General features: G+C 30.6%; 9 protein-coding genes and 1 pseudogene. 3 read left to right on the forward strand and 7 right to left on the reverse strand.

The annotated features are described in order from the left end of the window. Positions 1 to 52: 52 nt before the first annotated feature. Entirely contained in the window at positions 53 to 181 is a 129-nt protein-coding gene (locus WG945_RS16675; RefSeq protein ID WP_262501969.1) for a hypothetical protein, read from the reverse strand. Between the two features lie 695 nt (positions 182 to 876). Here WG945_RS16675 and WG945_RS16680 point away from each other — a divergent pair. Then, positions 877 to 2,039 (forward strand): annotated as a pseudogene (locus WG945_RS16680) (IS3 family transposase). Between the two features lie 297 nt (positions 2,040 to 2,336). Here the strand turns inward: WG945_RS16680 and WG945_RS16685 are convergent. Beyond that, positions 2,337 to 2,801 (reverse strand): hypothetical protein, encoded by a 465-nt coding sequence (locus WG945_RS16685; protein ID WP_068452237.1) that lies wholly within the window; start codon positions 2,799 to 2,801, stop codon positions 2,337 to 2,339. Between the two features lie 266 nt (positions 2,802 to 3,067). Between WG945_RS16685 and WG945_RS16690 the strand changes: the two genes are divergently transcribed. Next, positions 3,068 to 4,060 (forward strand): IS110 family transposase, encoded by a 993-nt coding sequence (locus tag WG945_RS16690; protein WP_068452240.1) that lies wholly within the window; start codon positions 3,068 to 3,070, stop codon positions 4,058 to 4,060. Positions 4,061 to 4,225: 165 nt separating this feature from the next. Here WG945_RS16690 and WG945_RS16695 read toward each other — a convergent pair whose 3' ends face one another. Continuing rightward, on the reverse strand, positions 4,226 to 4,993 hold the full coding sequence (locus tag WG945_RS16695; protein WP_157603723.1) for a hypothetical protein: 768 nt from the start codon (positions 4,991 to 4,993) through the stop codon (positions 4,226 to 4,228). Between the two features lie 222 nt (positions 4,994 to 5,215). Further along, complete coding sequence (locus WG945_RS16700) at positions 5,216 to 8,278, reverse strand: WG repeat-containing protein (protein WP_068452254.1); 3,063 nt, start codon at positions 8,276 to 8,278, stop codon at positions 5,216 to 5,218. 431 nt (positions 8,279 to 8,709) lie between these two features. Between WG945_RS16700 and WG945_RS16705 the strand changes: the two genes are divergently transcribed. Then, positions 8,710 to 9,678: an IS110 family transposase gene (locus tag WG945_RS16705; RefSeq protein ID WP_282074061.1), complete on the forward strand. Its 969-nt coding sequence runs from the start codon at positions 8,710 to 8,712 to the stop codon at positions 9,676 to 9,678. 713 nt (positions 9,679 to 10,391) lie between these two features. On the opposite strand, the gene WG945_RS16710 is transcribed toward WG945_RS16705, so the two are convergent. The 3 genes from WG945_RS16710 to WG945_RS16720 all read right to left on the reverse strand — a co-directional run bounded on the left by WG945_RS16710 (position 10,392) and on the right by WG945_RS16720 (position 11,868). After that, positions 10,392 to 10,613, reverse strand: coding sequence for a hypothetical protein (locus WG945_RS16710; RefSeq protein ID WP_157603715.1), 222 nt, complete (start codon positions 10,611 to 10,613; stop codon positions 10,392 to 10,394). Between the two features lie 110 nt (positions 10,614 to 10,723). Beyond that, positions 10,724 to 11,620, reverse strand: a complete 897-nt coding sequence (locus tag WG945_RS16715) for an IS3 family transposase (protein WP_197482115.1) — start codon at positions 11,618 to 11,620, stop codon at positions 10,724 to 10,726. Continuing rightward, on the reverse strand, positions 11,602 to 11,868 hold the full coding sequence (locus WG945_RS16720) for a transposase (RefSeq protein WP_040756749.1): 267 nt from the start codon (positions 11,866 to 11,868) through the stop codon (positions 11,602 to 11,604). Before WG945_RS16720 ends, WG945_RS16715 begins: the two co-directional genes overlap by 19 nt. Positions 11,869 to 12,008 lie beyond the last annotated feature (140 nt).

The raw sequence follows: 12,008 nt of genomic DNA on the forward strand, positions 1-12,008 counted from the left end.
TCGCATATTTTGCGACTGTTGATTCTAATTTACTTAAAAACTATGTACAAATTTAAGCAACATTGCCATTATATTCATTAATATACTCTTTTACTAAAATGTTGTTAATGCGTTTTACATCTGTTGCATTGATGTTGATGTTTTGTTTGTTTTTAAATTGATTAATTACCAAACGCATCATCCTTGTGATTGCTCACGTAAAAATACAATGTGAAATCAATTCACAACCAACATTAGGCGCACCAACAATAGGATAAACTTGTGATTGCTCACGTAAAAATACAATTTGAAATCAATTCACAACATTTGTTGAGGTGTTAACTAATTCACGTGCCTTGTGATTGCTCACGTAAAAATACAATTTGAAATCAATTCACAACAAGTCAAGAAGTTTTTTTATTGAATTTAGAAAAAAGATGGATAGAGAAATAAATAGTTTTTATTTTTTTTAATAAGTATATTGACACAAAGGCGTGCTATTTTGAACACTTATTATAATAATTAATAGCATTTAAGGAAGTTTGTATTGTTTTACTATGATGATTAAAAAATATCCAATTGTTTTAGCTATGTTTTATCAAAACAAAAAAAGCTAAGATATAAATCTTGACTTTCCGTACTATACTTGTAGCGAGAACGGGATTTGAACCCGTGACCTCAGGGTTATGAATTCAGAAAATCATGAATCATATGCCTGAAATGGTGTTTTTTATGCTATAAATGTACTTAATCGTGTTCCAAAACGTGTTCAGTCTTTGTTCACTTTGTGAATAAATTTTATACAGTAAAAATACAATTTTTTGTTATTATAAAGTATATGGATTGTCTAGTTTAGATGTGACGAATTTTTACGGTCATAAATTATATATTTGAATTATGGCAAAAAGATACGATAACGAATTAAAGGTTACAATAGTAGAACTATTGCAATCAGGAATCAAGGCAAAACAAATTAGCGAGGACTATGGTGTTGCTCCCAGCCTTATAAGTCGTTGGAAAAAGGAATATTAGGCTAAATCTGGAGACTTTTCCAAGAAAAGGGAACTTACTAAAGAAGAGCAAGAACTTAAAGCGCTGCGTAAAGAATTACGTGATGTGAAAATGGAGCGTGATATTTTAAAAAAGGCAGTAAGCATCTTTTCCAAGAGCGACCAATAAAATATCAATTCATATTATCAAATGAAACAGATTTTGTGGTTGAGACGATGTGTAAATGTATGCGGGTCAGTAAAAATGCATATTACAATTGGCGTAAGAACAGGGGGTTAGTAAGAGCTAAAAACTCCGTAATACTCCTAAAAGAAAGGATTAAGGCAATTTTTGAAGACAGTAAAGAGATTTATGGAAGCTGCAGAATACAAAAAATGTTAGAACGAGAAGACCTGAATTATTGCCGTTCTTATATCGCAATATTGATGAAAGAAATGGGACTAAAAAGTGTTTTAAGAAGAAAGTTTGTAAACACAACAGATTCCAAGCATAGCTTTCCATTGGCTAAAAATGAACTGGATAGAGAATTTTCAAGTTCAATAATAGGAGAAAAATGGGTGTCAGATATTACTTATATTAGGGTAAATAACAGCTGGAATTACCTAACAACTATTATAGATTTAGCTGACAGAAAAGTAGTAGGATGGGCGTTAAGTGAAGACATGACGGTTCAAAATACAGTACTAAAAGCCTGGGTTCATGCTAGAAGAACAAGAGATATTTCAAATAACTTCATATTTCATTCTGACAGAGGGGTTCAATATTCAGCTAATACAATGACTAATATCTTTTCTTTCAATAGCAATATAACACAATCCATGAGCAGGAAAGGGAACTGTTGGGATAATGCAGTAGCGGAAAGCTTTTTCAAGACTATTAAACACGAATGGCTGTATCGCTTTAAATTTAAATCTTACTTGCAATTATTTGACAAAGTAAGCCAATACATTACTTGGTATAACACAAAGAGAATTCATTCAAGCCTGGATTATTTAACACCATTAGAAATGGAACTAAAACTAAAACGAATTATCAACAATGCGGCCTAAAAAATTAGTCCCATTTTTATTAGGTAGTCCAAAGTGAACGGCTATTTTCCGCAGGAAAATGGACGTTTACAAAAATGCGACTAGTTTTGTAAATCACTAATTTAGCAATTTTTATTATACGGTGTTAGCAAATGTTTTTTACTTTCGATTGTCTTTATTAAATTAATAGATTGATTTTTAGTTCGGTAATTTATATTTTTCACTTCCGACTTAATTCCGAAAACTTGCTTTATTAGGAATTTTACATTTTTTTCGATTTTAAGTAAATATTTTAATCTCTATTAAATTTTATTTCTGTTATGGGCAAATTGGTTTAATGTCATTTTTTGATAAATTAGTTTTTATTAAAAGATAATTCCACGTTGTTTGATTACCAAAATAATTTTCAATTTGATATAAATCTATATTGTTTTGAGAGACTGTAAATGTATATATGTTATTTTCATTTGATCCATAATCAGATTTTATTTGTAGTTCATTTGTTTCTTGTATTGTAATACTCTCATATCTTGAATCTAACTCACTCATTACTTCACTTATGTAGAAACAATCAGAGTTACTTAATTTAACATATTTGGTAACAGGATTGTTTTGGTTATTTTCAATCAAGTAATATACATTTGCATCATTATTTTCAAATCGCCAAACTGTACCATCAAATTTCTGTAAGAATGTTTCAGATAAGTTTTCATTTTCAGAACTACTACAACTAATAAAGATAAGAATAGTTATTGTTAAATGTAGTAAATAGTTTTTTTTCATTTTTTATTATTCGTTTTTGTTTATTTTTTTCAGAGGTTAAAATTTCTTTTTGAAATATTTGCTAACGTGTTTCTTTAGTTTGTATTAAATATCTTTATGTAGTAACAGAGGAGAACTATAACGTGTTTTAGATTTGAAGGTCCCTTACACGTACGAGTCCTCTGTTTCTATAAAGTTGCAAAGAACCATTTGGAATACTAGGCGTATAAAATCCCGATAAAGGAAGTAGTTTTTGCAACATATTTAATCATTCTAATTGTAAAAATATGAAAAATTACCAAGAAGTAGTAGGAATTGATGTATCAAAAAAGACGATTGATGCTTATTGTTATCATGCCCAAGTACACAAAGAGTTTAAGAACGATTTAACTGGTTACAAAAGCCTTATAAAATGGGTTTTAAAAGCAACAAAAGATAGTGCTGTTTTTTATTGTTTTGAGAATACCGGTTATTATTCCTTAAAGTTGGCACTTTATTTACACAGTAAAAAAGTTATTTATGTAGAGGAGAGTCCGTTAAAAATTAAACGTTCATCTGGCATTGTAAAAGAAAAAACTGATAAGTTAGATGCTCAGGTAATTGCTAGGTATGGTTGGCTTTACCGGGAAGAATTAACTGCAAGTACTGTTAAAAGTAGTGCTCATTTAGAGTTGGGTAGATTGTTAGCTTTAAGAGATCAGTTGGTTCGAAATAATGCAGGCTTAAAAGGTACTTTAAAAGAGATGAAAGTACTTTTAACAAGCTCTACAACCGATTTAGGCTGTATCAGTTTAAAACGAAGTATTGACTATCTCACAAAGCAAGTCAAGGCAATAAAAAATAGAATTGAAGAAATAATTTTTGATGATATTTCTATGAGTAAAAACTACGAATTACTTAGAAGCATGAGAGGAATTGGTCTTGTTGTTGCTTGTCAACTTATTTATCATACAGGCAATTTTACAAGGTTTAAAAGTTGGCGAGCATTCTCTAGCTATTGTGGAACCGCACCTTTTGAACATCGCTCTGGAACCAGTATTCATAGACGAAAACAGTGTCATTATTTAGGCGATAGAAAGATGAAAAGTTTATTGAGTATGGCAAGTGTTTCTGCAATACAACATGATAGTGAATTAAAGTTATATTATCAAAAAAAAATAGCAGAAGGAAAAGATAAAATGTTAGCGATAAATAATGTGAGAAATAAACTGTTAGCAAGAGCATTTGCAGTTGTTAAGAGAGGAACACCTTATGTTGTTCTTAAAAATTATGCTGCTTAAAATAAAAACTAAATTTTATTAGGTTTTGATCTTGGAATACGTATATGGTTTGTTGCGTGGTTTAAGCAACTAATTTAGTAAATAAATACCGACCAAGAAAGTCCGCGAGGACTTTCGTAAGTAGGCGAGAAGCCAGCAATAAATTATATACAGTGTTGGGCACAGTTATTTATATTCTATTTCCCTCGTTCGTATGTAATTTAGTTTGTCATTCTCAATTGATTCTCTTTGTGTCCAATTTTCAAACTTGTCAAATTCGTATTTATATTCTGTTGTTGAAATCAAAGAATCTTTGCTATTAAATTCTTTTATTTCCATTAAAATTCCACAATCGTATTTATATTCAGTATTTCGATTCCGTTCAGGTTTTCTAAAGTCCGATAGTTTGGATTCAGTTACAAATTCCTTGTCGTTATATTTACTTATTTCAAGAGTATTAGTAATTGTGTCATTTGTTTCAACGTCAATGTAGATTTGCTTTAATGAACTTTCTTTTAGTTTGTTATCAGAATTATATTTATAACCTCCAATTTGTTTGAATTGAAAAATGTCATTTTTGGATTCTGATTTTGTTTCCAAAAGCAATGTGTCTTTGTAGAAATAATCGACAATAAAATTTGAACTGTCGTTTGAAAGTTTCACAATTTCTCTTTTTATCTTTTTCTCATTATTGTAAATGAATTCAATATCCATTGTTTCGTCAGCAAATAAATTCCGCTGATGTCTGCTAATTATTTGGTCATTTTCGTTGTATTTCTTTTCTGTAATTACAAGCGTATCTTGAATCTTATTATTCAGAGAATCATTTTCCAATTTAATTGTGTATTCGGTAATTTGTGTTGCTTTTTGAGTCAGTCCGTTATTCAACAATTTTGGTTCATTGCAACAACCAATTAAGAATATTGAAAAAAGTAAAATTAGAAGTCTATTCATTCGGTTTTAATTGTGCCCAACGGTCTTGTATAAGAATAGTAGGGCTGAAAATAGTCGCTAACCATTCGGATGGACACAAGTCGAATTTTTAAATTTTTCTTATTACTTTTTTTTCAATAAGCCAATTTTAAAAATTTGGCGACCTTGCAAATGTGACATTACCATTGGATTAAGCCTCATTGCCCTATTATTTTTATGCGTTGTTAGCAAATGTTATTTATTTTAGTTTGAGATTTTATTTCCTTCTTTATCAATGTAATAAATATTAGGTTTGAAGTAATTTCCATCATTGACCTGTGCTTTTCCATTTTCAAATGGAGTACCTGTATAATATTTAAGTGGGGTTATTTTATTTCCATTTGTATCAATATAACCAACTTTTCTGCCCAATACACTAACCTTAGCTACAACTGCAATACCTTCAGAAAAATTACCGCATTCTTGATATTTTTCACTTACTATTATTTCACCGTTTTCGTTTATATATCCATATTTTTTAAATGTTCCATTGCTTTTATCATTAAAAACCGCTAAACCATTATAGAAAAGACCTAAGGTTTTGTAGTCTACAGGAATAGTTGTTTTACCATCATTATTTATAAAGCCGTACCTTTCGTCTTTTTTAATTCTAAATCCGTTACCAGACTGTGTTACTTCGTCATATTTTTCCTTAAGAATTTTCTCTAAATCTTCTACGGATTCAATATTGCTTAACTCCTCAATTTCTGTGTTTGAATCTTTATCTTCAATTATTCTTGAACCATTTTTGTCTATATAAAATACCTCATCATTTAGCTCCACAAGTGCCTTTCCATTTTCAAAAGGTTGTGCTTTAGTATATTTTATTTTCGCAATTGTTTTTCCCGTATAGTCGATATAACCATATTTAGTATATGTACCAAATACAGCTCTCCAAGCAGTACTTGTACTTACAACAGCAATACCTTCATTAAATATAGGTTTGTTATGAAATTTTAGTTTGGATGTAATTTTTCCGTTGCTATCTACAATAGCGTAATAATTACCGTCCTTTATTGTAGAGTAACCATTATTGGAGTTAAAAGCATCCACTAAGTTGGATTCTTCTTCACTAGCCTCATTGCCTTCTTTATCAATATAATAAGTTTTATCGTTGCCACCACCCATAAAAGAATCATTTCTAGTATATCTTGTGACTCTTGCATAACCATTTTTAAAAGATTCACCGGTATCGAAACTTCCTTCAATAATAATGTCCTCTTTATTATTAATATAGACAGCCTCAGTTACATATACTTTAACTTCTTGTCGAGTTACTGGATTAATGTACTTTCCTTCTTTCTCTCTTTTTATTTTTTTTACAAAAGCTAAACCTTGAGAAAATGCTTTTGCTTCAGCATATTTAAAATCAATGACTATTTTTCCAAATTCATCAATAAAGCCCCATTTCTGATTTGTATAGTCTTGAACTGCGGACAAACCTTCAGAGAAATGAGTTGCATTTAAATAAGTAGGTGTAGTCTGGATTTCCCCTTTTGTATTTAAAAAACCATAAAGATTTGTACCATTTAGACTCTGCCTAAACCTTAAACGGCCATTATTATATTGTTTTGAGATTTCACTCTCTCTAAAATTATCATTATTGAAATCATATTTATTGCCAAAATCAAGAACTTTTGTGCCGTTTTTATTAATTACTATATGTCGAGGTTTAGCAAATTCGTATTGATAATCAATATAAACACGCATTAAATTATCGTGCTCTGTCCAGTTATAATCTTTATGTTTAGAAAGTGTAATATTGATAATTTGCTGTTCTTTTAGTTTAAGCTCAGCTATTGTTTTTAAAACATCATCAAAATCATTTTTATATTGACCACTTTTATCGATGGCAACTACTCTTTTTAAAATACTTGCTCTTTCATAGATATCTAAACCTTGTACTAAAGTTTTTTCATAAAGCCATTCTGCTTTATTCGGTTCCGCATCTATAGCTAATTCAAGAAAATAAGGTGCTTTATCTCTTACTAATTCAAACGAATTTTTTTGTTTTCTTTTGTAGGCATTAAAATAATCTTGGCCACTTATTGGCTTCTTGGTTTTTGTAGCAGGTTTAGAATTTTGGGGTTTCTCACAAGAATAATCATCTACAACTATTTTAAAAGCATTTTCAGTCATACATTTTGCATATTCGTATTGGGCTAAATGATAATCTTCATTTTCTTTCTTTAGAGCATAAATAGCAGCTTGTTTGTGTTGGATTTTTATGGGCTCAAATTTGTCGATAATCTTTTGTGATAATTTGTTTAAAATTTGTTGTTTTTCGTTTTCAAGTTTTTCTTGAGCTTTTTTTCTTTCTTTTTCTAAATTTGATTGAGATAAGGCTGTTAAACCTGCACCGAGTATTCCTCCAGCTATGGCTTGTTCTTCATTTTGAGCAGAGTTTACGAGGTTTTGAGTAGCTGAAACACCTTGGTTTAAGGCATCTTGTTTTCTTGTAGCGTATTCATTATTTATTTGCTGAGCCTTACTTCTAGCTTCATTTACAATTGAAGATGCATTTACACTTTTGATATTAGTAAGAGATGAAATTTTTGACTGAAAATCTCGTTCTTCAGCCCAACTATTTGAAATTTGATTAAAGGTTTGAGTTAAATCATTTGCTAATTGTTGATTTAGAGCTTGCTGCTTTGCAAATTGTTCGTTTTGACTGCCTATAAAATCTTGGGCATTTTTAGACTGATTATTCTTAGATACAGGTGTGTCATAACTCCCTTGATTGTTTAAAGCTTTTTCCTCATTTTTTTCTTTAGGTGAGTTAAAATCGATTTTATTATTTATATCACCACACAAACTTAATTTACTTGCAAAATGTTCTTGTATATATGCATCTACTGAAACAATTGTTCCAGGTAATCTCTCAATTTCATACACTTTTTCTTGTGTTATAAAAGCTTGTCCTGCAATATTAGTAGCCTTAGGTGTAGCATCTGGGTCATCTGTAGCAAGCGCAATTTGAGAGCTTTTATAAATTGGATGTGATTTTATTGCTTTTAGTATGGCAGCATTTACATCTTGCCACCAAAAATTATCTCTAGGTATACACAATTCTTGAGGAGGAAAATATGCAGCATAAAAATGATATTGTAATTGTTCTCCTTCGCTATTAGTTCCAATAATTGAAGTCCAACCTCCAATGCCAGTTTTCTCTTTTACTCCAGATTTTGAATAACATTCACACTTAGTTTCTTGTGAAAAAGTGGATAATGAAAAAAAGACAATAATGATTGTTAAATATGCTTTCATAACTTTATAAAATTTATGTTGTAAAATATCTTTGTTCTAAGTATTTGTCAATACCTAATAGTGGGTATTTTTATTTTAATATTTGCTAACGTTTGTGTATATGGTTTGTTGCGTGTTTTAAGCAACTAATTTAGTAAATAATTACCGACCAAGAAAGTCCGCGAGGACTTTCGTAAGTAAGCAAGAAGCCAGCAATAAATTATATACGGCTTAAGTTAGCATTTTATAATAAAAGACTAAATTTAAGTATATAAATCAGAAAGAATAAAAGAGAGAATTAAGGTTAATATATACGGTGAAGCCAAGACTTCGACAACATTGATAATCCTCTCTCTTTTCTACTAAAAATCACGTTCAGTTCTGTGAGACCTAGATCTCGATTTCAAGTTGTTGTGAGTAAAAGTAGGTTATTCTTTCATAAATCAGTTCTTATGAATAAATATAAGGAAATTTTTGGAGTTGACATCAGTAAAGACGTTTTTGATGTTTATGGAAGTACAAGTGGTCATGATCAATTTAAAAATGATGAATTAGGTTTTAAAACCTTCTTAAAAAGTTTACCTAAAAACTCACTAGTAATTATGGAAGCAACAGGTTATTACCATTATAGATTAGCTCAGTTTTTATACAAGCAAAGCATTTTTGTATCGGTTGTAAATCCTTTATCAGTCAAGCGATTTATCCAAATGAAATTATCTAAAGTAAAGACGGATAAAAGTGATGCGAAGGCTATTTGTGAATATGGAACCATTAATGAAGTTCCATTGTATACGGCTCTTACCAATGTTCAGAGTGAGTGTTTACAGTTGTTTAGATTATTAGATAGTAATATTAAAAAACGTACAGCGGTTAAGAATAAAATTCACGGAGAAGAAGTTTTAGGGATTCCTTCTAAATGGGTTTATGGTTCATTAAAACGGACTAAAAAACATTTAGATAAAGAGATTTTAGGAATCGAAACGAAAGTACTTTCATTAGTAAAACAAGACCAGCAAGCACAATTAACATTACTAACTAGTATTCCAGGAATAGGTTTGAAAACGGCATTGTTTTTAATCGTAATTACTGATGGATTTAAGAAGTTTGAAACGGCTTCACAATTATGTAGTTATGTAGGGATCACTCCAACGATAAGAGTATCTGGAAGTAATGTACGGGGAAGAAGTAGAATAAGTAAGGTTGGAAATAGGAAGCTACGAAACCTTTTGTTTCTCTGTGCTTTTACAGCTTGCAAGCATAATAAAGGGTGTCGCGAGATTTATGAGCGAATTGTAAACAAGGGTAAGAGTAAGAAATTGGCTTTAATAGCGGTTTCAAATAAACTGATAAAACAGAGTTTTGCTATCGCAAAATCAGGTTTACCATATGACGAAACGTACGTTTCTGTTTTATCAAAATAAGTAGTAATTACATAAAAAATAAAAGCTCAAAATACTAATTGATAGAATTATGAGCCTGGAGCAATAGTGCATAAATTTTATGAAGAAAAGAGTTGTTTTTTAGCTCAGTTCTTTGTTGGCATTTCGTTGTTTTTATTCAGAATTTGAATTATTCGGCTTAATTCCGTTTTTCTTTTTCTTGCGTTTGAGTGAATTCAGTCAGCGTTTTATTCCGCAAAATTTTTCAATTCCGATTGAGTGAGAAATTCCACAACTTTAAATTTAGCATTTAATTCAGCTTTTGTTTTTCAATTCAGTTTCTTATTCCACAAACGAGCTAAAAGTCCGCCATTAATTTTATTCAGATTCGATATTTTTCTTAAATTTTGATTCCGTACTATAAATTAATATTATTGATGCCAAAATAATAAATGATGATATAATTAAAGACCAATAATGTTTCGGTTCTGAAATATCAGAAAATTCAACATTCAACATTCAAGATATTTATGATACTTGAAATTATTATTAAAATTGATGCTAGGTTTCTTTTAATCATTTTTTTTAATTCAGATTTTGAGTTTTTGGTCAATGAATGCCAACGTGTTTGTATATGGTTTGTTGCGTGTTTAAGCACCTAATTTAGCAAATACAAACCGAATAGAAAATCCGCGAGGATTTTCGTAAGTAGGCTAGAACTAGCAATAAATTATATACGGTGTTGTAAGCCGTTTTTAATTCAGTTCTATTTTTTCAAAATTATTTCTGCTTAACATTTCTTTAAATTCTTTTCTGTTAAGACTTTTTTCAGTTCGATAATGCCAATGATGATAGCCAAATTCAATGTTGTAATAATCTCTAGTTTGTTCAAATCCGATTTCAATTATTTTTCCGATGAATTCATTAAATACAGATTCGTCTTTTGTGTGTAATCGAATTTTTTTATGTTCGTCCAAAGTCAGATTTGTTTCTCCTTTTTTTGGATGAACCACAATGTCAATAAATCCGTTTTTTAATGTTGATTCGTTATTTTGTAGGCTTCCCTAAAAATGTAAGCTTCCCCTTTTTAGGACACCTTAAAGTTCGATAAATAATTATTATTTAGGTCAGATTTGATGAAGAATTTAAATTCTTCATCAAATCTGGGCATATATTCTTTAGGGGATTTGTTTCCTAGTGATTTATGTGGATGGTTAAAATTATAGTCTTCCCGCCAGTTATCGCTTATCTTTTGCAACTGATGTGTGTCATTAAAGTAGTAAGCATCTAGTATATCTTCTCTAAAGAAACGATTAAAACGCTCTATGTATCCGTTTTGCATTGGTTTTCCAGGTTGTGTATATTTGATTTCTATAAAGTTCTTTTTACACCAGTTCATAAATGTTTTTGAGATAAACTCAGGACCATTATCACATCTTACATACTTAGGCACTCCTATTTCCTCTTTTAGGCATTCAAGGGTTTCTACAACAGCTCTTGCTGGATATGATAGTCCTGCTTCAATAGCTAGTGCTTCCCGATTGCAGTCGTCTATAACATTAAAGACTCTAAGCTTTCTGCCATCGGTAAGGGCATCACTCATAAAGTCCATACTCCAGCACACATTGAGTTCTTCTGGTGTTTCTAAAGGTTGTTTTACACGTTTAACTAAACGCTTTTTATGCTTACGTCTTAAACCAAGCTTCATCTCACGATATACTCGTAGCACTCGTTTTCTGTTCCATTTTAAGCCTTCACGACGGATTTTGTGGTAATACTCATCAAAACCTCTGGTGGGATAAGATTCCGCAAGTTCTGTTAGTTTATCAATAACTTCACTATCGTTTTTCTTGCTCTGATAGTACCACATTGACCTACTTAACCCTACAACCTTACAGGCACGTAAAATAGGTACGGTAAACTCTTTAACAAGATATTTGACACGAACTCGCTTGTCGGAAGGCTTTAGAACTTTTTTGACAATATATCTTTTAACATTTTATTGTCTAAACTAACATCAGCATACATTTGCTTGAGCTTGTTATTCTCTGCTTCAAGCTCTTTGAGACGCTTAAGCTCTTGTTGTTCCATACCGCCGTATTTCTTACGCCAGTAATAAAACGTACTCTTGTCGATACCTAATTCTCTTGATATATCGCCTACGGATCTACCTTGTTGATTCTCCTTGAGAGCCTTGATGATTTGACTCTCGCTAAATTTGCTGTTTCTCATTGTGACAGTTTGAATTTAAAGTTAGTAAATTCGAATTATTAACTGTCCTATTTTTAGGGAAGCCTACAATCCAAAATGAATCCCAATCAAAATCTATAAAAAATTGTTCCATTTTAGTTCTCTTTTTTAACTTGTTGCCA

Source organism: Polaribacter atrinae (assembly GCF_038023995.1).
GTDB classification, from domain to species: domain Bacteria; phylum Bacteroidota; class Bacteroidia; order Flavobacteriales; family Flavobacteriaceae; genus Polaribacter; species Polaribacter atrinae.

Excerpts from the sequence above, each read along its gene's own strand:
- WG945_RS16675 (WP_262501969.1), bottom strand. The coding sequence starts at position 181 with ATGATGCGTTTGGTAATTAATCAATTTAAAAACAAACAAAACATCAAC.
- WG945_RS16685 (WP_068452237.1), bottom strand. The coding sequence starts at position 2,801 with ATGAAAAAAAACTATTTACTACATTTAACAATAACTATTCTTATCTTT.
- WG945_RS16690 (WP_068452240.1), top strand. The coding sequence starts at position 3,068 with ATGAAAAATTACCAAGAAGTAGTAGGAATTGATGTATCAAAAAAGACG.
- WG945_RS16695 (WP_157603723.1), bottom strand. The coding sequence starts at position 4,993 with ATGAATAGACTTCTAATTTTACTTTTTTCAATATTCTTAATTGGTTGT.
- WG945_RS16700 (WP_068452254.1), bottom strand. The coding sequence starts at position 8,278 with ATGAAAGCATATTTAACAATCATTATTGTCTTTTTTTCATTATCCACT.
- WG945_RS16705 (WP_282074061.1), top strand. The coding sequence starts at position 8,710 with ATGAATAAATATAAGGAAATTTTTGGAGTTGACATCAGTAAAGACGTT.
- WG945_RS16720 (WP_040756749.1), bottom strand. The coding sequence starts at position 11,868 with ATGAGAAACAGCAAATTTAGCGAGAGTCAAATCATCAAGGCTCTCAAG.